The organism is Stenotrophomonas sp. RIT309 (assembly GCF_000632045.1).
GTDB classification, from domain to species: domain Bacteria; phylum Pseudomonadota; class Gammaproteobacteria; order Xanthomonadales; family Xanthomonadaceae; genus Stenotrophomonas; species Stenotrophomonas indicatrix.
Genome location: NZ_JFYS01000041.1, coordinates 78,209 through 100,798 on the forward strand (window position 1 = coordinate 78,209; position 22,590 = coordinate 100,798).

19 protein-coding genes are annotated in these 22,590 nt (G+C 67.3%); 9 read left to right on the forward strand and 10 right to left on the reverse strand.

The window, feature by feature from the left end; all coding sequences use genetic code 11:
* Positions 1–10: 10 nt before the first annotated feature.
* Complete coding sequence (locus BW38_RS03655; protein ID WP_032977624.1) at positions 11–2,857, reverse strand: EAL domain-containing protein; 2,847 nt, start codon at positions 2,855–2,857, stop codon at positions 11–13.
* Between the two features lie 247 nt (positions 2,858–3,104).
* Here BW38_RS03655 and BW38_RS0120870 point away from each other — a divergent pair, with 247 nt between their 5' ends.
* From BW38_RS0120870 to BW38_RS03635, 5 genes are all read left to right on the forward strand, one after another.
* A complete protein-coding gene (locus BW38_RS0120870) occupies positions 3,105–3,623 on the forward strand; it encodes an RNA polymerase sigma factor (protein WP_229291374.1) in 519 nt (172 codons plus the stop codon).
* Positions 3,620–4,603 (forward strand): hypothetical protein, encoded by a 984-nt coding sequence (locus tag BW38_RS03650; RefSeq protein WP_032977627.1) that lies wholly within the window; start codon positions 3,620–3,622, stop codon positions 4,601–4,603. Before BW38_RS0120870 ends, BW38_RS03650 begins: the two co-directional genes overlap by 4 nt.
* A 34-nt stretch (positions 4,604–4,637) precedes the next feature.
* The gene (locus BW38_RS03645) at positions 4,638–5,234 is read left to right on the forward strand and encodes a YigZ family protein (RefSeq protein WP_032977630.1); all 597 of its coding nucleotides are present in this window, start codon (positions 4,638–4,640) and stop codon (positions 5,232–5,234) included.
* Complete coding sequence (locus BW38_RS03640; protein ID WP_032977633.1) at positions 5,227–7,005, forward strand: ABC transporter transmembrane domain-containing protein; 1,779 nt, start codon at positions 5,227–5,229, stop codon at positions 7,003–7,005. Before BW38_RS03645 ends, BW38_RS03640 begins: the two co-directional genes overlap by 8 nt.
* Positions 7,006–7,085: 80 nt before the next feature.
* A complete protein-coding gene (locus BW38_RS03635) occupies positions 7,086–7,280 on the forward strand; it encodes a hypothetical protein (RefSeq protein WP_025875144.1) in 195 nt (64 codons plus the stop codon).
* 168 nt (positions 7,281–7,448) lie between these two features.
* Here the strand turns inward: BW38_RS03635 and BW38_RS03630 are convergent, their stop codons facing one another.
* From BW38_RS03630 to BW38_RS03620, 3 genes are all read right to left on the reverse strand, one after another.
* Positions 7,449–8,573, reverse strand: coding sequence for a prephenate dehydrogenase (locus BW38_RS03630; protein WP_032977635.1), 1,125 nt, complete (start codon positions 8,571–8,573; stop codon positions 7,449–7,451).
* Positions 8,570–9,478, reverse strand: coding sequence for a pyridoxal kinase (pdxY, locus tag BW38_RS03625; protein WP_032977637.1), 909 nt, complete (start codon positions 9,476–9,478; stop codon positions 8,570–8,572). Before pdxY ends, BW38_RS03630 begins: the two co-directional genes overlap by 4 nt.
* Positions 9,479–10,061: 583 nt before the next feature.
* On the reverse strand, positions 10,062–11,261 hold the full coding sequence (locus tag BW38_RS03620; protein WP_032977639.1) for an MFS transporter: 1,200 nt from the start codon (positions 11,259–11,261) through the stop codon (positions 10,062–10,064).
* A gap of 73 nt (positions 11,262–11,334) precedes the next feature.
* On the opposite strand from BW38_RS03620, the gene BW38_RS03615 reads away from it, so the two are divergent.
* Positions 11,335–12,132: a helix-turn-helix transcriptional regulator gene (locus tag BW38_RS03615; RefSeq protein WP_032977641.1), complete on the forward strand. Its 798-nt coding sequence runs from the start codon at positions 11,335–11,337 to the stop codon at positions 12,130–12,132.
* 99 nt (positions 12,133–12,231) lie between these two features.
* Here BW38_RS03615 and dnaJ read toward each other — a convergent pair whose 3' ends face one another.
* From dnaJ to hrcA, 4 genes are all read right to left on the reverse strand, one after another.
* On the reverse strand, positions 12,232–13,365 hold the full coding sequence (dnaJ, locus tag BW38_RS03610) for a molecular chaperone DnaJ (protein ID WP_025878872.1): 1,134 nt from the start codon (positions 13,363–13,365) through the stop codon (positions 12,232–12,234).
* Positions 13,366–13,519: 154 nt separating this feature from the next.
* Positions 13,520–15,445, reverse strand: coding sequence for a molecular chaperone DnaK (gene dnaK, locus BW38_RS03605; RefSeq protein WP_025878871.1), 1,926 nt, complete (start codon positions 15,443–15,445; stop codon positions 13,520–13,522).
* 203 nt (positions 15,446–15,648) lie between these two features.
* The gene (gene grpE, locus BW38_RS03600; RefSeq protein WP_025878870.1) at positions 15,649–16,164 is read right to left on the reverse strand and encodes a nucleotide exchange factor GrpE; all 516 of its coding nucleotides are present in this window, start codon (positions 16,162–16,164) and stop codon (positions 15,649–15,651) included.
* A gap of 63 nt (positions 16,165–16,227) precedes the next feature.
* A complete protein-coding gene (hrcA, locus tag BW38_RS03595) occupies positions 16,228–17,292 on the reverse strand; it encodes a heat-inducible transcriptional repressor HrcA (RefSeq protein WP_025878869.1) in 1,065 nt (354 codons plus the stop codon).
* A 115-nt stretch (positions 17,293–17,407) separates the two neighbouring features.
* On the opposite strand from hrcA, the gene recN reads away from it, so the two are divergent.
* On the forward strand, positions 17,408–19,069 hold the full coding sequence (gene recN, locus BW38_RS03590) for a DNA repair protein RecN (protein ID WP_032977644.1): 1,662 nt from the start codon (positions 17,408–17,410) through the stop codon (positions 19,067–19,069).
* 252 nt (positions 19,070–19,321) lie between these two features.
* Here the strand turns inward: recN and BW38_RS03585 are convergent, their stop codons facing one another.
* Positions 19,322–20,239 carry a LysR family transcriptional regulator gene (locus tag BW38_RS03585; protein WP_025878867.1) on the reverse strand — a complete coding sequence of 306 codons (918 nt, stop codon included), beginning with the start codon at positions 20,237–20,239 and terminating at the stop codon, positions 19,322–19,324.
* 97 nt (positions 20,240–20,336) lie between these two features.
* Here BW38_RS03585 and BW38_RS03580 point away from each other — a divergent pair, with 97 nt between their 5' ends.
* Positions 20,337–21,587 (forward strand): SGNH/GDSL hydrolase family protein, encoded by a 1,251-nt coding sequence (locus BW38_RS03580; protein ID WP_032977647.1) that lies wholly within the window; start codon positions 20,337–20,339, stop codon positions 21,585–21,587.
* A gap of 63 nt (positions 21,588–21,650) precedes the next feature.
* Here BW38_RS03580 and fur read toward each other — a convergent pair whose 3' ends face one another.
* Positions 21,651–22,058: a ferric iron uptake transcriptional regulator gene (fur, locus tag BW38_RS03575; RefSeq protein ID WP_025878865.1), complete on the reverse strand. Its 408-nt coding sequence runs from the start codon at positions 22,056–22,058 to the stop codon at positions 21,651–21,653.
* 103 nt (positions 22,059–22,161) lie between these two features.
* Between fur and bamE the strand changes: the two genes are divergently transcribed.
* The gene (gene bamE / locus BW38_RS03570) at positions 22,162–22,557 is read left to right on the forward strand and encodes an outer membrane protein assembly factor BamE (RefSeq protein ID WP_032977650.1); all 396 of its coding nucleotides are present in this window, start codon (positions 22,162–22,164) and stop codon (positions 22,555–22,557) included.
* The last annotated feature ends 33 nt before the right edge of the window (positions 22,558–22,590 follow it).

The following is a 22,590-nucleotide window of genomic DNA, read 5'->3' on the forward strand; positions in this document are numbered from 1 at the left end:
GCGCGGTGGCTCAGGCTGCCGCGCGCGTCCACGGTGCCGGCCGGCCCAGCAGGTAGCCCTGGCCGTAGTCACAGCCGAGCTCGAACAGCGTGTCACGCTGCGCCTCGGTCTCGATGCCTTCGCCGATCGTCTCGATGCCCAGCGTGCGTGCCAGCGACAGCACGCCTTCGACCAGCGCGCGCGTGCTCTGTGCCTCCGGGCCGTGCAGGCCGGCAATGAAGCTCTGGTCGATCTTCAACGTGCTGATCGGGAAACGGTGCAGGTAGGACAGCGCCGAGAAACCCGTGCCGAAATCATCCAGCTGCACCTGGATGCCGCGTTCACGCAGGCCCTTCAGGATGCGCAGCGTGTGTGGACCGTCATCGAGCAGCGCCACCTCGGTGATCTCCAGGCGCAACCGCCGCGGGTCCGCGTTGCTCGCCTCCAGCAGGCCATACAGGCGCCCGCTGAACTCGGCGGAGCGGAAATGCCGTGGCGACACGTTGACCGACACATAGCCACGCCCGCCGTCGGCAAGGCCGGCAATGACCTGCTCATAGATCAGCCAGTCGACCTGTTCGATCAGGCCACTTTCCTCACCCAGTTCCAGGAACGCGCCTGGCAGCAGCAGCCCACGGCGCTCGTGCTTCCAGCGCAGCAGGGCCTCGTGGCCGACCACCTCGCCGTCGGAGAGGCGCACGATCGGCTGGTAGAACGGCACGAAATCACGGTTGTTGATCGCCCGCCGCAGGTCGGCCTCGAGATCCAGGCTGCGCAGCGCCTGCTCGCGCATCTCCTCATCGAAGATCGAGCAGCGGTCGTGGCCTTGGGCCTTGGCCCGGTACATCGCCGCATCGGCGTCGCGCAGCAGTTCCTCGCCGGTGCGATAGCGCGGGTTCCACAAGGCGATGCCCAGGCTGCCGGAGGGGAACAGCTCGCGACCGGCGATCCACATCGATTCCTGCAGTGCCAGCAACAGCCGCTGGCCGAAATCCAGCGCCTGCGCCAGGCCCTCCGGACAGTGCAGCAGCACGGCGAACTCATCACCGCCCAGGCGCGCCACCACATCATTGTCGCCGGCCATGGACACGATGCGCTTGGCTACTTCCACCAGCATGCGATCGCCGGCGGCGTGACCGATGCTGTCGTTGACCAGCTTGAAGCGGTCAAGGTCCAGGAACAGCACCGCGAACACCGGGCCACCTTCGCGCCGGGCCAGCGCCAGCGCATCCTGCAGCCTGTCCAGCAGGTGCAGGCGATTGGGCAGTCCGGTCAGCGCGTCGTGCATCGCCTGGTGGGTCAGTCGCTGCTCGGCGCGCAGGCGCTCGCCGATCTGGCCCAGCAGTTTTTCGTTCACCTCGCCCAGCTCGCGGGTGCGCTCCTCCACCCGCTTTTCCAGCTCGGCATGCGCCGAGCGCAGTCGTTGCTGGTCGCGCTGGCGCGCAAGACCGGTGCCGATGTTCTGCGCAACGAAGATCAGCAGGCGCTGGTCATGCACGCTGAAGGCGATCTGCTCGGTATAACTCTGCACCACGATCGCACCGACCACTTCGTCGTCGCGCAGCAACGGCACGCCGAGCCAGCACTGCGAACGTGCGCCGGATTCGCGCACCTCGCCGGTTTCCAGCAGCGCATCGATCTGCGCACGCGAGGCCAGCAGGGGCCGACGATGGCGGACCACATACTCGGTCAGGCCGCGACTGAACGCGCGCGGTGCACGACTCGCGTTGTGCTCGTCGACCGAATAGACGAAATCCAGCCCATCGCCCTCGGCATTGACCAGCGCGATATAGAAATTGCGCGCATCCAGCAAGCGCCCGACCACGCCGTGCACCTGCCCGTAGAACTGCGCCAGGCTGTCGGCCGACATCGCCATTTCGGCGATGTTGTACAGCGCGGTCTGCAACTGCTCGGCGCGGCGGCGCTCGGCCACTTCATCCTGCAGGCTGAGATTGGCGCGCTGCAGTTCCTGCGTGCGGCGTTCCACCTGCTGCTCCAGCCGCACCTGCGCCTGGCGGCGGTCCATGGCGGTCTGCACGTGCTGGGCGACAAAACCCAGCAGGGCCCGTTCGGCCTCGCCGTAGCGGTCGGCATGCTCGTAGCTCTGCACCACGATCGCACCACACACCCGGCCATCGCGCAGCATCGGCACGCCCAGCCAGTCCAGGCTTTCCGGACCCCGCTGCGGGTCGTGCTCCTGGTCTACCCGCGCCAGCAGTTCGCGCGAAGGCCCGCTCAACGGCCGGCCATGCCGCAGCAGCGCTACTGTCAGGCTGCGCGGCATCTGGTCGATGTCGTAGCCTTGGGCAGGATCGGCGACGAAATCATCGACCTGGTCGGCGAAGTACAGGAAGCGGATCTGCCGGCGGGCATCGTCATACTCGACGATGTAGCAGTTCTGCGCGTACATCAGCGTGCCCAGCACGCCATGCACGTGGCGCAGCATCTCGCTCATTTCCAGGTCGGCACCGGCCAGGTCGGCAATCTGGAACAGGGCCTGCTGCAACCGCTCAGCTTCTTCCAGCGCCTTGATCTGCCCCGCCTGGCGGCCCCGCTGCAGGGCCAGCTCCATGGCCTGCCGGGCCAGCCCCCACCAGGCCGGGGAAGGCGTCGCGCCGCGTACCGACAGCAGCAGCCGGGCGCCGTCGTATTCCCAGCCGTGGCGGCCTTCAGCGTGGTCGGCCAGCGGCTGCCAGATGTCCTCCTCGCCGCCGCCGATCGGCCAACCGCCCTGCCCGCTGCCGAGCTGCGGATCGTCCCAGCCGACGCGCACGATCGCCGTTTCCGGCAGCAGCGCATGCAGCGCGCGCACCAGCGCTGCGCTCAGCACAGGCTCGTTGTTTGACGCTTCCAGCGCGCGGTCGGCTTCGGTGGACAAATGACGTTCTCTTGGCGCCGCCTGAGCGCCGCCTCCCCTGAATTACCGAGCATAACGCGCCACCCGGGGGGCAATGGAAGCCCGGCAACCCCGAAACGTGCCCTCGGGCGTTTTTCCTGTTGATCCCCTCCCGGTTCCTGCCGTGACTGTCGCCCTGTCCCACCCCATCGCTGGCTATGCGCCACCGCCTGCAGGGCTTACCCTGTACGGCGTGGATGCCAGCGCCCTGCCAACCGATGAAGCCTTGATGCTGGCCTGGGCCGCCGGTGAAGTGCACGCGTTCGAAAGCCTGTATGCCCGTCATCGCAAGCGCCTGTTCGGCTTCCTGCTGCGGCAGCTGCGCGACACCGCGCTGGCCGAGGAGATGTTCCAGGACGTCTGGCAGCGGGTGATCAGCGCGCGTGCAGGCTGGCAGGCCGATGCAGCCTTCAGCACCTGGCTGTTCCGCATCGCCCACAACCGCCTGAATGACCACTGGCGCGCCGCCCGCCATCGCCCCCCTGCACCGGCCGATGCCGATCTGCGCCTGGCCGCGCTGGAAGATGGGCAGACACCGGAAGCGGAATTGTCCGAATTCGAGCAACGTCGCCGCATCCAGCTGGCGATGGAAGAACTGCCCGCAGAACAGCGCGAAGTGCTGCAGCTGCGGCTGGAACAGGAACTGAGCCTGGAGGAGATCGGCCAGATCACCGGCGTTGGCCGGGAAACCGTGAAATCGCGGCTGCGCTATGCGATGGACAAGCTGCGTGCGGGACTGAACGCATGAACCGAGACGATGCACTGACGCCGGAAGAACGCGAACTGGCACGCCTGCTTGGGCGCCGCACCGAACAGGGCCCTCCGCCGGCACTGGACGCGGCGATCCTCGCCGCTGCGCGTGCGGCCGTGGAGACGCCAGCACGCGAGGCGGCCCCAGCGCCGGTGGCACCGCGCACGCTGCGCCCGCGCCGCCGCTGGCCGGCCGTATTCGGCGTGGCCGCATCGACGGTGTTCGCCGTTGGCATCGCCTGGCAGATGCGTCCAGAGCCGCCCTCGGCCCCTGCCGAGGCAGTTGCCACCGCACCGGCTGCACAGGAAATGGCGGCCGATGCGAGCGCCGAAGGCACGGCCTACGACAGCGCGGCCGCCGACGTCGCGGCCACCGAAGCCGCACCGGTACCTGCACCGGCCGCAGCACCGGCACCTGCGGCAGCCAAGGCAGCACCGGCTCCGGCACCAGCCATCGCGGAGGCGGTGAAACCCGCGCCTGCCGCACCCCGGCAGGCACCTGCTCCGATGATGGCGCCGGCACCGCCACCTGCGCCTGCAGCCGACACAGCGTTTGCGCCGCCTCCGATGCCGGCGGCGGCGCCCCCCGCAGCCGAAGCCTATTCGGCGCCTGCGCCTGCAGCTCCTGCCGCGACGATGAGGGCGCGCAAGGCCACTGCGGCGGCGGCCGAATCAATGTCCTCCGCACAGCCCACGGCCGAAGACCGCGTCGCGCTCACCGCGGCCAAGCAGGACGCGGCCGGCAGAACCGCGCCTGGCGTCATGCGCCGCGCAAGCGACGCGAACCTCAGCGCGGACGCGGTACAGGCCGAAGTGCAGGCCGATGCCCGGCTGCCACGCCGGCAATGGCTGCAGAAGATCCGCGAGCGCCGCGACGCCGGCCAGCGCGACCTGGCCCGGGCGAGCCTGGAGCGTTATCTGCAGACCTATCCAGAGGCGCGCCTGCCAAAGGATGTGCGACCGTTGCTGGACGACTGAGGCACGTCGGCGGCAAGCCCGTAGAATGAAGGGAATGCCCGACACCCTCGCCCAACCGGTCAACCACACCCTGGACGTCAAGCACAGCCGCTTCATCGCGCATGCCGCGCCGATCGAGAGCGCGTCTGCGGCGATGGCATTTCTGCAGGACGTATCGGTAGCCGATGCGACCCACAACTGCTGGGCCTACCGGCACGGCCAGGACTATCGCTCCAGCGATGATGGCGAGCCCGCCGGCACCGCGGGCCGCCCGATCCTGGCCGCCATCGATGGCCAGGGATTCGACCGGGTGATGGTGGTGGTCACCCGCTGGTTCGGCGGCATCAAGCTGGGCGCCGGTGGCCTGGTCCGGGCTTACGGCGGCGCCGCTGCCGAATGCCTGCGCACCGCGCCGCGCCTGCCACTGGTGGCGATGGCGCGGCTGCAGCTGGTGGCTGGATTCGAGGACCTGGGCGCGCTGCATGCGGCCCTGCCGGCCCACGCGGCCGAAAAGCGCGATGAACAGTTCGATGCCAATGGCGTGAGATTGCGGGTGGAATTGCCCGCAGACCAGGTCGACGCATTGAAAATCCGCCTGCGCGACGCCACCCGTGATCGTATCCGTATCCAAGATGACCCCTTCGATGACTGACAAGGACGCACCGGCGACCGACCCGGCCTCCCCGCCGCTGCGCCGCCTCGGCAGCCTGCGCACACTGTGGCCGTTCGTGCGCCGCCACAGCGGATTGTTCAGCGCCTGGCTGCTGGCCCTGGCCGTTTCTTCAGCGGCGACCCTGAGCCTGCCGCCGGCGGTGAAGCAGATGATCGACCACGGCTTCAGCAGCGGTGGCCAGATCAACCGTGCCTTTGCATTGCTGATGCTGGTCGCTGTGGTGCTGGCGTTGGCGACGGCGGCGCGCTTCTACTTTGTTTCGCTGCTCGGCGAGAAGGTCGTGGCGGATCTGCGCAGCCGGCTGTACGCGCACCTGATCCAGCTCGGCGCCGGCTTCCACGACCGCAGCCGCAGCGGCGAGCTGGTTTCGCGCCTGACCGCCGACAGCGAACTGCTGCGCAGCGTGGTCGGCTCGACCATGTCCGTGGCGCTGCGCAGCAGTGTCACCGTGGTCGGCAGCCTGGCGATGCTGTTCGTCACCAGTCCGCGGCTGGCCGCCTGGTCGCTGCTCGGCATCCCGCTGGCAGTGCTGCCGATCATCATCGGCGCGCGCAAGCTGCGTACCATCGCGCGCAGCAGCCAGGACCGCATTGCCGATGCCAACAGCCTGGCCAGCGAAACGCTGGGCGCGGTGCGCACCGTGCAAGCGCATGCGCGCGAGCCCTATGAACGCGGCCGTTTCGACCATGCGCTGGGCGATGCGATCCGTGCCGCGCGCCGGCGCATCGGCGCGCAGTCGCTGGTGACCGCCAGCGCCATCCTGCTGGTGTTCGGTGCGATTGTCGGGGTGTTGTGGCTGGGCGCGCACGACGTCATCGACGGGCGGCTCAGCGCCGGTACGTTGGGCCAGTTCGTGCTGTACGCACTGATCGGTGGTGGTTCGGTCGGTGCGCTGGCCGAAGTGTGGAACGAACTGCAGCGCGCATCCGGCGGCATGGGCCGCATCGGCGAGCTGCTGCAGGAAGACATCGAGATCCGTGCGCCGGCCAAGCCGCGTGCGCTGCCGCAGCCGCTGCGTGGCGAGATCCGTTTCGACGACGTGCTATTCAACTACCCGCAGCGACCGGACCAGGCCGCGCTGGATCATTTCAACCTGCACGTGCGGCCGGGTGAAACCGTCGCCCTGGTCGGCCCGTCAGGCGCTGGCAAGAGCACGGTGCTGTCGATGCTGCTGCGCTTCCACGATCCGGCAAGCGGCCGCATCTGCGTGGACGGCATCGATGTGCGCGAGGTCGATCCGGCCGAGCTTCGCGCGCAGCTGGCGCTGGTGCCGCAGCAGCCGACATTGTTCGCCTCCAGCGCACGCGACAACATCCGCTATGGTCGGCTGGAGGCCAGTGACGCCGAGGTGGAGGACGCAGCCCGTGCCGCCGAGGCCGACGCCTTCCTGCGTGCGCTGCCAGAGGGCTACGACAGCGAACTGGGCGAGCGCGGTGCCCGCCTGTCCGGTGGCCAGCAGCAGCGCGTGGCGATCGCCCGTGCCTTGCTGAAGGACGCACCGATCCTGCTGCTCGACGAAGCCACCAGCGCGCTGGATGCACAGAGCGAACATGGCGTGCAGCAGGCGCTGGAACGCTTGATGGCGGGGCGCACCACGGTGGTCATCGCCCATCGGCTGGCGACCGTGCTGAAGGCCGACCGCATCGTGGTGATGGACCATGGCCGTATCGTGGCCGAAGGCACGCATACGCAGCTGCTGGCTGAAGGCGGCCTGTATGCGGAGCTTGCACGCCTGCAGTTCATCGATTGATGACGGCCGGCTAACACCGGCCGGATCACTCTGGCGGCGTAGCGAAGAACCACTGGAAGAACCACTGAAGGAGGCCAAGCATGTCGTTCCGTCAGTTCCCCGCTGTCGACAGCAATGGCGAAAGCCACATCATCATCGAGTTCAAGCCCGAGGCCAGCGGCAGTGGGCATGGCTCCGAAGCGACGCCGCGCTATGAGCTTGATGACGGACGCCAGCTGGTACGCAACGGCCGCGAGTTCACCACCAGCGGCGGCGAGGTCAGGTTGTCGATCTAGCGATCCACCGCAGAGCCGGGCATACCCCGGCTCTACTGCTGTTCCGGACAGAAGAAAGGTTGGTCATTTTTTGACCAACCATCTTGACAGCCTTGCACGCCAAGGCCTGCCGCAGGTTATCCACATGTTTGCGCAGAAGCCATCCACACGCCCTGTGGATGAATGGCGTTACGCCAGCACCCGGCCGATCCCGCTGGCATCCACTTCGGCCGCGGCTGCCGCGATAGCCCCTGGCTCACTGCCGGCCACGAAACCGATGCGGAAATGCACTTCGCCGGCGGGCGTGCGCGAGGAGTGGATCGAGGCGAGGCTGATGCCATGCTGCTCGAACACGTTCAGCAGCTCACGCAACGAACCGGCGCGGTCTTCAGGCAGATGTACCGACAGTGCATTGCGCTCGGTCAGGTCGGCCAGCAGATAGCCGACGCGCTCGAAGGTGTAGTTGCCCGCAGCCAGCGCCTGATCGCCGAAGGCACTCCTGTTGGCCTCCAGCAGGTGATCGCGGAACGCGCCCCGCGCAGCGTCGTCGCCCTGCCCCACCTGTACCTGCAGCGTCTGCAGCTGGCCGATCAGGCGTTGCAGCATCGGCGCCACATACGGATTGCCGAACTGGATGTCTTCGTAGATCGCCGGATTCAACGACAGGATGCGCGAGATGATCGCCGTATCCAGTTCGAACGAGGCCGATCGATACGGCAGCATCGCCGCCAGCGTTCCCAGCTGCGGCTGGTACTCGCGCAGCACACCCGCCTGGGCCAGGTGGGTCGCATGCACCATCGCCTGCACCAGCGCCATCATCTGGTCATGGCGCTGTGGGGTGGCGCGCACGCATTCGGCCTGCAGTGCCAGGCACAACGCGTCCACCCAGGGCCGCCAGTGCTGCAGTCGCGCCTCGCAGACCACCATCACCCGGCCCTTCAGGGTCGGCGCCTTGGGCGGCGCCGTCATCGGATGCAGGCCCACCACCTCGGCGCGCGAGGCCAGCATCGCCTGCACCGGCGCTTCCTTCACCGAGGTCACATCCAGCCACAAGCGTTCCTGCTCGCGGCCCGCCGACAGGCGCGCGTACTCGGCGATCAACGTGGACGTGTGCCGGATCGGTGCGGAGAACACCAACACGTCGGCCTGTTCCAGCAACTGCTCCGGCGCATGCGAACCCGGATCGGCCGGATCGTGGCCGATCACGCGCACCTGCATGTGCTGTTCGAAGAACCGGGTCAGCCAGCGTCCATAGGCGCCGGCACTGCCGACGATGCCGACCGTGCGCGGCGTGCGTTCGTGCAGATCGCTCATGCCAGCCGTTCGGCGCGGAAGCGCAAGCCGTCGGCCAGTGCCGCCGGTGCGGCCGCGATCACGTCGAACTCTTCGAAGCCGTGGGCCAGGGTCGCCTCCAGCGCCGCATGGGTGCCGGCGATGGCCCGCGAGATGGCCATCTGCATCGGCTCACCGCGCAGCAGGAAGGACACCATCAGCGACATCAGCACGTCGCCGGTGCCTGCCACATCCACCGGCAGCAGCGGCGAGGTCCAGCGCCAGGTTTCCTCGCGACCCACAGCCAGCGTCACCAGTTCGCCCGGATTGCCGCCGACGCTGTGTGCCAGCACCCACTGCGGCCCGCGTGCCAGCAGCGCGCGCGAAGCAGCAATGGCATCGGCTTCGGCCAGCGCCGGCATGCCGGTCAGGCGACCGAGTTCGAAGGCATTCGGGGTAACCAGCCATGCATGCGGCAGCAGGCGCTCAGCGAAGATCGCTTCCAGTCCCGGCTCCACGTAGGGACCGGTGTGGGTATCGCCGATCACCGGGTCCAGACAGTAGCGCAGCTGCGGACATGCCGGCAGGATCTCGTCCAGCCAATCAGCAAAGGCCGCACCGTTGGCAGCGCTGCCGAAGTAACCGGAGACCAGCATCTTCGCCCGCTGCGGAAGACCCCGTTCATGCGTGCCGAGCAGCAGATCGGCAAACCAGTCGCTGGGCAGCACACGGCCACGGGTGGTCTCGTAGAACGGTGCATTGCTCAGCAGCGTGGTCGGGATCGAGGCCACGCGCACGCCGAGCGCACGCATCGGGGGCAGCGCGGCGCTGTTGCCGGCATGGCCGTAGACCAGTTGTGATTGGACCGAAATGACATCGATCGGCGAAGGGCCGTCGGGCCGCTGGCGGCGGCCGTGGACCAGGTGGTTGTCGAGGGATTCGCTCATGCCCGCATTCTACGCCCAAGGGGGGTTTCGGCAGGGCTGCGCCCTGCACCTGCAGAGGCAACAGCCACAGCCAAAGCCGAGGCAACAGCAACAGCGGCACTCCGAGGAATGGCGGGGCACTGTGGGTTTGCGGGGACGCCGTGAATCCATCCCTGGAGGCTTGGTCGCCGCATCCATGCGGCTCACACCCCGCAAACCCAAAGTCCCCCGCCTTCGAAAGTACCCCCGCGAGCAGTAGATCCACGCCATGCGTGGATGAATCTCTGTCCAACTCGAATATTCAAATCCAAATCGAAAATCGTCCACGCATGCCGTGGATCTACGTGTCGACCAAGGTCGACACTCACCAACAGCAAGTCATGCCATCCCGACAGATTGCGGAGATCTGTCGAAGGCGGGGTGGGTCCGGTCGCGGGGGTGTCCGCGGCATGGATGCCGCGGCCAAGCCTCCAGGGATGGATTCACGGCGTCCCCCGCAACCGGACCCACCCCGCCATCCCACGAAATGCACGCTTTTGCCGTTGCCGTTGCCGTTGCTCTGGCATCTGCAGGTGCAGGGCGCAGCCCTGCCGAAGAACACCCCTCAGTGCGCAGCAGGCCTGGACGGCGGCAGCCAGGCCGCGACGATGCCCAGCAACGGCAGGAACGCGGTCAGCTGGTAGACGAATTCGATGCTGGTTTTGTCAGCCAGCAGACCGAGCACCGCTGCGCCGAGGCCGCCCATGCCGAAGGCAAAGCCAAAGAACAACCCGGACACCATGCCAATGCGGTGCGGCATCATTTCCTGCGCATAGACCACGATCGCGGAGAAGGCCGAAGACAGCACGAAGCCGATCAGCACCGCCAGCACCGTCGTCCACAGCAGGTCGGCATGCGGCAGCATCAGCGCGAACGGTGCCACGCCCAGGATCGAGGCCCAGATGATCGGCTTGCGACCGATACGATCGCCCAGCGGCCCGCCGAAGAATCCACCCGCGGCGGACGCCACGAGGAAGGCGAACAGATGCAGCTGCGCCTGCGCCACCGGAATGCCGAAATGATGCATCAGGTAGAAGGTGAAGTAGCTGCCGATGCTGGCCATGTAGAAGTACTTGCTGAAGATCAGCACCAGCAGGATGGCCAGCACCCGGGCGATCGTGCGCGGCGGATGGCGCGCGGCAGTCACACCATGCGCTGCTGGCCGGGGCGCGCCCAGATGCAGCGAGTACCAGCGACCGACATAGGTCAGCAGGGCAATGCCGATCAACGCTGCACCGGCAAACCACGATGCGGAATGCTGGCCATAGGGCACGATCACCGCTGCGGCGATCAGCGGCCCCAGCGCCGTGCCGAAGTTGCCTCCCACCTGGAATACCGACTGCGCCAGGCCATGACGGCCGCCGGAGGCGAGGCGTGCGATGCGCGAGGCTTCCGGATGGAAGATGGCCGAACCGATACCGACCAGCGCGGCGGCCAGCAGCACCATCCCGTAGTTGGGCGCAAAGCCGAGCAGCAGCATGCCGCACAAGGTCGAGGCCATGCCGATCGGCAGTGAGTACGGGGCCGGCCGGCGGTCGGTGGCAAGGCCGACCAGCGGCTGGAAGATCGAGGCGGTGAGCTGGTAGGTCAGCGTGATCAGGCCGATCTGGGTGAAGCTGAGATTGAAGCCGCCCTTGATCACCGGATAGATGGCCAGGATCAGCGACTGCATCATGTCGTTGACCATGTGCGAGCTGGAGATTGCCGCCAGCACTCCGGGCGATACGGGGCGGGCGGATACGGCGGGAGAAGCCAGAGTCGACATTGCGCACGGTCAGGATGGGGGCGAGCTGTGCATGCTACGGTGGGCATCCGCTCCCTTCTGCCGCGTTCTGGTCATGGCCTATCGCAAAAAGGACACCCTCTGCCCCATCCGCGAAACCGCGCCGTGGAACGAGGTGCCGGTGCATCGCCCGGTCACCTGCCGCGCACGCGACTACCGCGCCGGCACCCACATCGCGGCGCACAAGCACCGGCGGCACCAGCTGGTCTATTCCATGTCCGGGCTGATGGTGGTGCGCTCGGAGGTCGGCCGCTGGGTGGTGCCCTCCACCCGCGCCATCTGGATGCCGGCGGGCATGGCGCATGCGGTGGACTGCATCGCCGAGGTGCACATGCGCAGCCTGTATATCGAACCGTCATTCGCCCCGCAGCTGCCCGCCGAGCCCTTCGCCGTGCAGGTGGCCCCCCTGCTGCGCGAACTGCTGCAGGCAGCCATCCTGATCGACGGGCCGCATGAAGAAGACAGCCGCGATGGCCGCGTGGTGCGGCTGATGCTCGACGAACTGCGCCGCATGGACGTACTGCCGTTGCACCTGCCCGAGCCCGTCGACCCGCGCCTGCACAGGATCTGCCAGCACATCCAGAAACATCCCGGCGACGAGGCGACCCTGCAGGACTGGGCGCAGGCGTTGGCGATCGACGTGAAAACCATCCAGCGCCACTTCGCCAGCGAACTGGGCATGACCTTCGGCCAGTGGCGGCAGCAGGCGCGCCTGCTGGCCGCGATGGAACGGCTGGCCCGCGGCGAGAAGGTGATCGATGTTGCGCTGGCGATGGGCTATGACAGCCCCAGTGCGTTCACCAGCATGTTCAAGCGGCAGCTGGGGCAGACGCCGGCGGCATTTTTCCGTTGATCCGTTGCACCGCGTCCACACATGGCGCGGATCTGCTGCGCCGGAAACGAAAACGCCGGGCATGGCCCGGCGCTGTCGTTCAACATTTCCCTCAAGGGATCAGGACGTCATCCGATCCCAGAAGCCCTTGACGCCGTCGATGAAGGTCGCCGACTTCGGCGAATGCTTGCGCGCATCCTCGCCGTTGAAGGTGGCTTCAAACTGCTCCAGCAGCTTGCGCTGGTCGCTGGTGAGGTTGACCGGCGTCTCCACTACCACGCGGCAGTACAGGTCACCCTCGCTGCGGCTGCGCACCGAACGCACGCCCTTGCCGCGCAGGCGGAACAGCTTGCCGGTCTGGGTCTCGGCCGGGATACGGATTTCCGCTTCGCCACCGAGGGTGGCCACGCGCACGGTATCGCCCAGTGCGGCCTGCGAAATGCGGATCGGCACTTCGCAGTGCAGGTCGTCACCGTCGCGCTGGAAGATGTGGTGCTCGCGCACGCGCACTTCCACGTACAGATCGCCCGGTGGCGTCCCCGCAGGGCCGGCCTCGCCCTCACCCGCCAGGCGGATGCGGTCGCCGGTATCCACGCCCGCCGGCACCTTCACCGACAGCACCTTGTCTTCTTCGACACGGCCGTTGCCGTGGCAGGTCTTGCAGGGCTTGGCGATGATCTGGCCACGGCCACCACAGTTGTGGCAGGCCTGCTGCATGGCGAAGATGCCGCGCTGGATGCGCACCTGGCCACGACCATGGCAGACGTTGCAGGTCTCGACCTTGCCGTCTTCCGAGCCGCTGCCATCGCAGTCGCCGCATTCGGCCAGGGTCGGAATCTCGATGCGGCGCTCGACGCCACGCACCGCTTCTTCCAGGTCCAGCTCCATCACGTAACCGATGTCGGCGCCGCGACGCGCCTGGCGCGGGCCACCACCGCCGGCACCACCAAAGATGTTGCCGAAGATGTCGCCGAAAATATCGTTCATGTCCGGGCCGCCCGGACCACCGCCACCACCGCCCATGCCGTGTTCGAACGCGGCATGGCCATGGCTGTCGTACATGCGGCGCTTGTTGCCGTCGGACAGGACTTCGTAGGCTTCCTTGCACTCCTTGAAGGAGGCTTCGGCCGCCGCATCGCCCGGGTTGCGGTCCGGGTGGAACTTCATCGCGCAACGGCGGTAGGACTTCTTCAGTTCTTCGTCGGTGGCGGTGCGGGCAACGCCCAGCACTTCGTAGTAATCGCGCTTGCTCATATCGTGGATCGCATTCCGGAAAGTCGGGATTCGTCAAAGCGGAAGAGCGGAACCAGGTCCGCTCTTGCGTCGGGCGCCCCGACACGCCAGAGGGCGGTCAGGACCCTGGTACGACAACGGGACGCTGGCAACCAGCGTCCCGTGTCGGTCCGGATCAGGACTTCTTGTCGTCCTTGACTTCGGTGAACTCGGCGTCCACCACGTCATCCTGCGCCTTGCCCGCATTGCCGGCGTCGGCACCCGGGGCGGCACCGCCCTGGTCGGCCGAAGCCGCAGCGAACAGCGACTGGCCAGCTTCTTCCAGCACCTTCGACTTGGCTTCGATCTGCGCCTTGTCGTCACCCTTCATCGCGGTTTCCAGATCGGCCAGGGCCGCTTCCACCTTGCCGATCACTTCGCCACCAACCTTGCTGCCGTGCTCGGTGATCGCGCTGCGGGTGCCGTGGATCAGGGCATCGGCCTGGTTGCGGGCCTGCACCAGCTCCTGGAACTTCTTGTCTTCTTCGCGGTTGGCTTCCGCGTCGGCGACCATGCGTGCGATCTCTTCCTCGGACAGACCCGAACCGGCCTTGATCTCGACCTTCTGTTCCTTGTTGGTCTTCTTGTCCTTGGCCGACACGTGCAGGATGCCGTTGGCGTCGATGTCGAAGGACACTTCCACCTGCGGCAGGCCGCGCGGGGCCGGCTCGATGCCGGACAGGTCGAACTTGGCCAGCGACTTGTTGAAGCGGGCCTGTTCGCGCTCACCCTGCAGCACGTGCACGGTCACGGCCGACTGGTTGTCCTCGGCGGTGGAGAACACCTGCGAGGCCTTGGTCGGGATGGTGGTGTTCTTTTCGATGATCTTGGTGAACACACCGCCCATGGTTTCGATGCCCAGCGACAGCGGGGTCACGTCCAGCAGCAGCACATCCTTGACGTCGCCGCCCAGCACGCCGCCCTGGATCGCAGCACCCAGTGCCACGGCTTCGTCCGGGTTGACGTCCTTGCGCGGTTCCTTGCCGAAGAACTCGGTGACAGCCTGCTGCACCTTCGGCATGCGGGTCTGGCCGCCGACCAGGATCACTTCGCTGATGTCGCTCGAACGCAGGCCGGCGTCATTCAACGCAACGCGGCACGGCTCGATCGACTTCCTGATCAGCTCTTCCACCAGCGATTCCAGCTTGGCGCGGGTCAGCTTGATGTTCAGGTGCTTCGGACCCGACGCGTCAGCGGTGACGTACGGCAGGTTCACTTCGGTCTGCTGGGCGCTGGACAGTTCGATCTTGGCACGCTCGGCAGCATCCTTCAGGCGCTGCAGGGCCAGCGGATCCTTGCGCAGGTCGATGCCCTGGTCCTTGTTGAACTCTTCAACCAGGTACTCGATGACGCGGTTGTCGAAGTCTTCGCCACCCAGGAAGGTGTCGCCGTTGGTGGCCAGCACTTCGAACTGCTTCTCGCCGTCGACATTGGCGATCTCGATCACCGAGACGTCGAAGGTGCCGCCGCCCAGGTCGTAGACAACGATCTTGCGATCCTTGTTGTCGCCCTTGTCCAGGCCATAGGCCAGCGCGGCCGCGGTCGGCTCGTTGATGATGCGCTTGACGTCCAGGCCGGCGATGCGGCCAGCGTCCTTGGTTGCCTGGCGCTGGCTGTCGTTGAAGTAGGCCGGCACGGTGATGACCGCTTCGGTGACCTTCTCACCGAGGAAGTCCTCGGCGGTCTTCTTCATCTTCTCCAGCACCTTGGCCGAGATTTCCTGCGGTGCCATCTTCTTGGCATCGCTGGTGGCCACCCAGGCATCACCATTGTCATGGGCCAGGATGCTGTACGGGACGTGCGCGATGTCCTTCTGCACTTCGGCGTCGGTGAACTTGCGGCCGATCAGGCGCTTCACCGCGTAGAAGGTGTTCTTCGGGTTGGTCACGGCCTGGCGCTTGGCCGAGGCACCGACCAGGACTTCGCCGTCCTTGGTGTAGGCGACGATCGACGGGGTGGTGCGATCGCCTTCCGAATTTTCGATGACGCGGGCCTTGCCGCCGTCCATGATCGCCACGCACGAGTTGGTGGTGCCGAGGTCGATACCAATGATCTTGCCCATGGGGGAGACTCCTTGAAGGATGTTGTTTTTGTCAGTCCGGCCGTTCGGCCGGTGGATGAATGGGATGTGGGGGAGGCTCGTGGAACATTCAAGCCATCCCCCGAACGCTGTGTTTCCGTTCGCCCAACACGTTCAGCGTCGGTCGTGCCGATGCCCCGGTCGCGGCGGGAAAACCCGCGTCAGGCCAAGCCCGGCGCCCGCGGTCAATCGGCGGCAACCACCACCAGCGCCGGCCGCAACAGGCGCTCGTTGAGCAGGTAGCCCTTCTGGAACACGGTCACCACGCTGCCCGGGGCGGCGCCGGGGGCAGCGACCTGGCTGATCGCCTGGTGGTGTTCCGGGTTGAACGGCTGCCCGGTCGGGTCCAGCAGCACCAGGCCGTTGTCACCAGCGACCTTCAGCAGCTGCTTGTAGGTCAGCTCCAGGCCCTCGCGAAGCGGATGGGCATCGTCGCCGGCGGCCTTTAGGCCGGCATCGAGGCTGTCGAATACCGGCAGCAGTTCGCCCAGCAGCTTCTCGTTGGCGAACTTGCGCGCCTGTTCGATGTCGCGGGCCACGCGCTTGCGCTGGTTGTCGAGGTCGGCGCGCTCACGCAGCGCTTCGGCCTTGACCTGCTCCACTTCGGCACGGAGCTGTTCGATCTGTTCGTTGACGCCCTCGGCGGCAGCTGCGTCGGCGGCGGCCTGCTGGGCGGCGATGTCTGGCTGATCTTGATTCATGTCTGGGTCCCTGGCGGTCACTCTCCGCCTCCACCCACCCTAGTGTGGGCGGGATGCTGCGTTTCAAGCGTCCGATGCACCCGGAGTTCGCCCGCCCGGCGAAAAGGCCGCGCCGAGCACATCGGCGGTGGCCTGGACCAGCGGAATCATGCGGTCGTAGGCCATCCGCTTCGGCCCGATCACGCCCAGCACGCCCAGTACCTGGCCGTTGGCGGTGTACGGCGCGGTGACCAGCGAGACGCCCTGCAGGGGTACCACGCCGGTTTCCTCGCCGATGAAGATGCGCACGCCGGGGGCCTGGATGGTCCGCTCCAGCAGCTGCAGGATCTCGCGCTTGCTGGAAAACAGCTCGAACAGCTCGCGCAGGCGCTCCAGGTCGGACAGGTCCTGCACCCCCATCAGACGCGTCTGGCCGGCCACCAGCATGTCGTCGGCCGGCGGCTGCAAGGCCTGCTCGGCCAGCTCGACGCTGTGCGCCAGCACCTGTTCCAGCTCGGAACGGGCGTCGCGCAGCTCCAGCAGCAGGCGGGTACGGATCTCGGCCAGGGGCAGCCCGGCAAAGTGGGCATTGAGGTAATTGGCCACCTGCTCCAGCTGCCCCGGCGCGAAGTCCTGGCGGGTCTCGATCACCCGGTTCTGCACTTCATTGTCGGCAAACACCAGGATCGCCAGCACCCGGCGCCCGTCCAGCGCCACGAAATCGATCTGGCGGAAGGCGAACTGCTCGCGGCGCGGCGCGCTGACCACGCCAACGAAGTGGCTCATCGCCGACAGCAGCTCCGACGCACTGCCGAGCAGCGCCTGGGTACTGCCGCCTCCGGCCAGCTCCTGACGCAGTCGGGCCAGCTCCCCTTCGCCCGGCGGCTGCATCTGCAACAGGCTGTCGACGAACACCCGGTAGCCATGCGCGGTCGGAATCCGGCCCGCCGACGTATGCGGCGAGGCCAGCAGGCCCAGGTCTTCCAGGTCACCGAGGATGTTGCGGATGGTGGCCGGACTGACCTCCAGGCCGGCCACGCGCGCCAGCGTCTGCGAACCCACGGGCTCGCCATCCTGGATGTAGCGCGCGATCAGCGTGCGCAGCAGGTGCCGCGCGCGCGGGGCAAGTTGGTCGGGAGAACCGTGCATGAAATCAACCTGTGAGACAGGGACATTAGATAATGGCGACGCATCCCCTTGGCAAGTCATTGGACGACCCCGCCGCGCGTGCTAGCGTTGCGCGGCTGCAGACACCCCCTTACCCATGCTCAGACATCTTTCAATCAAGGATTTCGCCGTCGTCCGCGCCACCGAACTGGAGTTCGGGCCGGGCATGACCGTGGTTTCAGGCGAGACCGGCGCGGGCAAATCGCTGATGGTCGACGCCCTGGGCTTCCTGTCCGGCCTGCGCGCCGACAGCGGCGTGGTCCGCCATGGCGCGGCCCGGGCCGAACTGTCGGCCGAATTCGCGCTGGACCAGCTGCAGGCCGCCCGCCAGTGGCTGGCCAGCAATGAGCTGGACGATGAAGACCAATGCCAGCTGCGCCGCGTGATCCGCGCCGACGGCGGCTCGCGCTCGTGGATCAACGGCCGCCCGGTCACCCTGGCGCAGCTGGCCGACCTCGCCGGCCTGCTGGTGGAAATCCATGGCCAGCATGAGCAGCAGGCCCTGCTGACGCGCCCGTCGCAGCTGGCCCTGCTGGACGCCTATGCCCGCAACGAAAGCGAACGCCGCCAGGTGCGCCGCGCTGCCGCCACCTGGCAGGCGCTGGTCGATGAATCCCTCGCATTGTCGCAACAGGGCGACGTGAGTGACCGCATCGGCTTCCTCGAACATCAGCTGCGTGAACTGGACCGTGAGGATCTGGAGCCGGAGTCGATCACCGCGCTCGGCGCCAGCCATCGCCGTCAGGCGCATGCCAGCGCCCTGTTGGCCGCCTGCCAGGCAGCTTCGGACCAGCTCAACGGCGACGAAGGCCACTCGGCGCTGGACCTGCTGCAGCAGGTGCGGCATGAACTGGCCAGGGTGGCCGAACATGACCCGCGCCTGGGCGACGTCGATGCCCTGATCGACAGCGCCTCCATCCAGCTGCACGAGGCGCTGGCCCTGCTCGACCGGGTGCATGACGACCTGGACGCCGATCCGGACCAGTTCGAGGAGAACGAGCGCCGCCTCGGCCGCCTGCACGACCTGGCCCGCAAGCACCGCGTGCCGATGGATGAGCTGGGTGCGCAGCGTGAGCGCATGCACGCCGAAGTGGAACAGCTGCGCGGCGCCGACGAGCGCCTGCAGCGTCTGGCCGGCGAAATTGAGAAGGCCGCAGCGGCCTGGCGTGTCGAGGCTGCAGCACTGACCACCAGCCGTCGCACCGCTGCTGCCGAGCTGTCGGCCACCACCACCGGCATCATTGCCGAGCTGGGCATGGGCGGCGGCCAGTTCCTGATCGAGCTGGAGCCGCAGGACAACGGCAAGCCGGACCCGCAGGGCGCCGAGCGCGTCGAGTTCCTGGTGGCTGCCAATGCCGGCCAGCCACCGCGTGCGCTGCGCAAGGTCGCTTCCGGTGGCGAGCTGTCACGTATTTCGCTGGCCATCGAAGTGGCCGCGCTCGACCTGGATGCAGTGCCGACCATGGTGTTCGACGAAGTCGACTCCGGCATCGGTGGCGCGGTGGCCGATATCGTCGGCCAGAAGCTGCGCGCCCTCGGCGAAAAGCGCCAGGTGCTGTGCGTTACCCATCTGCCGCAGGTCGCCTCCAAGGGCCACGCCCATTACCGGGTCAGCAAGGCACCGGTGGAAGGCATGACCCAGAGCGCAGTGGAGAAGCTCGACGCAAAGGCCCGCGAGGAAGAGCTGGCGCGCATGCTGGGTGGAGTGGAAGTGAGCAAGGAAGCCCGCGCCGCCGCGCGCAAGCTGCTGCAGGTGTAGGTCCCTGCACGCCTGTTGGCGCGCGTGAATCGGGGGCATTCATCCACGCATGGCGTGGATCTACTGCAGGCCTGACGCCTGGTAGTGCCGGCCGCTGGCCGGCAACCCAACGCACGTGGACGAGGACCTGGTAGTGCCGGCCGCTGGCCGGCAACCCGACGCACGCGGACGAAGACCTGGTAGTGCCGGCCGCTGGCCGGCAACCCGACGCACGCGGACGAAGGTCATGACGCTGCCGGCCAGCGGCCGGCACTACCCCCGCGGCTGCGTCAGATCGACGTTCTCCACCAGGAAATCAAGGAACGCGCGCACCCGCAGCGGCAGGTAGCCCCCCTGGCCCAGGAACACCGCGTGCACCTCTTCCAGGTCGCCCGGGTTGGCGTCCTCCAGCACCGGCAGCAACCGGCCTGCCGCAATATCGGCCTGCACCTGGAACGCCGCCAGCCGGGCCAGGCCCAGCCCACCCAGCACCAGCTGACGCAGCGCGTCGCCATTGCTGGCGCGCGCATTCCCGCTCGGAAGCACCCGCTGCTGCTGGCCATCCTGAAGCAGCGGCCAGCCCTGCACCGACCGTGCATGGCCGATATCCAACCGGTTGTGCGCCAGCAGCGCATCGGCATTGGCCGGCAGTCCGTGTCGTGCCGCATAGGCCGGTGCCGCCACGATCATCATCCGCGTTGCACCCAGCCGGCGCGCGACCAGGCTGGAACTCTTCAACGGACCGGCCCGCACCGCCACGTCCGTGCGCTGCTCCAGCAGATCGATCACCTCGTCGGTCAGGGTCAGGTCCACACCGACCTGCGGATGGCGCTGCAGGAATTCCGGCAGCAGCGGCAGCAGGAAATGCTGGCCGAACGGCACGTTGGCATTGACCCGCAGCCGCCCGCGCGGCTCGGCGTGGGCGCTGGCACAGCGTTCGGCCTCTTCCAGATCGGCCAGCACCCGCAGGCCGCGCTCATAGAACGCGCAGCCCTCCGGGGTCAGCTGCAACTGGCGGGTGGAGCGCTGCAGCAGACGCGTGCCCAGCCGTTGTTCCAGCCGCGCAACCAGCTTGCTGACCGCCGACGGTGTCATCTCCAGGCTGCGGGCGGCGGCGGAAAAGCCGCCGGTTTCGATCACCCGTACGAACACTTCCAGTTCGCCGGATCGGTTGATGTCGGTGCGTGCCATGCCAATGAATTCGATTCACAGATGATTGTCCATGCGCAGTCTAGGTCACAGATGACCCTGGACGCACCATGGTCGTCCCTCCCACCGGGTCATCCCGATGAATCGCCTGAGCCAACTGACCGCCACCGCCCTGCTTGTCCTGTCCGGCGCCGCCGCCGCGTCACCTGCCCCGCACTGGGTGGCCAGCTGGCAAGCCAGCCCGCAGCCGGTGTGGGGCAGCGATTTCCTGTTTCCTACCCTCATTCCCGGCCAACTGCAGGACCAGACCTTTCGCCAGAGCGCTCGCATCAGTCTGGGCGGGTCCCGCCTGCGGATCCGCCTGAGCAATGCCTACGGCACCCAACCTTTGCGGATCGGCGCTGCCAGCATCGCCGCCCATACCGGGGACACGCCGCAGCCGCTGCGCTTCGACGGCCAGCCCGGGGTCGTGATTGCGCCCGGGCAGGACCGCCTGAGCGATCCGCTCCCCCTTCCCACCGCTGATCGGCAGGCGGTGCAGGTCAGCGTTTACCTGCCCGACCGCACGCCGCTGCAGACCTTCCATTGGGAAGGGCGGCAGACCAGTTGGATTGCGCCGGGCGACCAGCATCAACGGCCCGCGCTGCGGGACGCCAGCAGCACCACGGCCCGCCTGCTCCTGTCGGCTATCGAAATCGAGGCCCCGGCCATCGCGCGCAGCGTGGTGGTGATCGGCGATTCAATCACCGATGGCGCCACCGCCAGCCTCGACCAGGACCAGCGCTGGACCGATCACCTCGCCGCGCGGCTGGCACCAGAAGGTGTAGCGGTGGTCAATGCCGGCATATCCGGCGGTCGCCTGCTGCACGATGGCATGGGCGAATCGGCCCGCAAGCGTTTCCAGCGTGACGTGCTCGACCAGCCCGGTGTCGCCAGTGTGATCGTGCTGATCGGCATCAACGACATCAGCTGGCCGGGCACGGCCTTTGCCCGCGCGCAGGCCCGGCCCAGCCTGGCCGAGCTGCAGGCCGGCTACCGCGACCTGGCCCAGCGCGCCCATGCCCGCGGCCTGCGCATCCTCGGCGCGACCCTGACCCCGTTTGCCGGCGCCCTGCCCGGCACCCCGTTGGACGACTACTACGCCGCGGACAAGGACGCCCTGCGCCAGCGGCTCAACGCCTGGCTGCGCACGGACAGCCCGTTCGACGCGGTGATCGACCTCGACGCGGCCCTTCGCGATCCGGCCGATCCCTCACGGATGGCGGCTGCCTACGACTCCGGCGACCACCTGCACCCGGGCGATGCAGGGAACCGGGCGATGGCCGAGGCGGTGGATCTGGACGTCCTGATGGGGCCATCCACGCATGGCGTGGATCTACCGCGACGCTGAGGCCAGACAAACAAAAACCCCGGGCATGCCCGGGGTTTCGTCGCAATCAACTGGCTGCGCGGCTTACTTGCGCTTCTTGCGCACGTACAGCACCAGCGAGTGTTCCTCCAGCTCGTAGCCATGATCGGCAGCGATCTTGCGCTGCAGGTCTTCGATCTCAGTGCTTTCGAACTCGATGATCTTGCCGCTGTCCACATCGACCATGTGGTCGTGGTGGCCGCCGCGGTCGAGTTCGTAGACGGCCTGGCCGCCTTCGAAATTGTGCTTGAGCACGAGGCCGGCGGCCTCGAACTGGGTCAGCACCCGGTACACCGTGGCCAGGCCGATCTCGTCGCCATGCTCCAGCAGCTGGCGGTAGATGTCTTCGGCGGTCATGTGGTGCTGGGCATTGCGCTGCTCGAGCAGCGCCAGGATCCGCATCCGCGGATGGGTCACCTTCAGGCCGACTTTACGCAGGTCGTGGGTTTCCATAGGTCTCCGTTCATTGGCGATTTAGCGCCAGCTGCCTCGGATTGGGTCGCGGTGGCACGCCGGGAGTGTATCATCGGATTGATTTCCCCAACCGCCAGTCCCGATGCGCAATCTCCTGTTGGTCGCCGCCGTCGCCTTGTCCACCACCGGGTGCGGCATCATCTACAAGCAACCCATCTACCAGGGCAACCTGATCCGGGAAGATGCCGTTGCCAAACTGCAGGTCGGGCAGAGCAAGCAGCAGGTCACTGCCCTGCTGGGCACCCCGTCGGTGCCGGATCCGTTCCACGCCCAGCGTTGGGACTACACCTCGACCGAGCGCGTGAACCGCCTGGGCCGTACCGACGTGAAGAATTTCGTCGTGTACTTCGAAAATGATGTGGTCACCCGCTGGGAAGGCGATTACTTCCCGGCCAACGACAAGGCCCTTGCCCAGCAGACCGTGCGCCAGTTCGGCCGCAATCTGCCGAAGGACAAGAAGAAGAAGGGCGGCCGCTGAGCCACCCTGCCCGTCCTCCGGACGGGCCTTGGA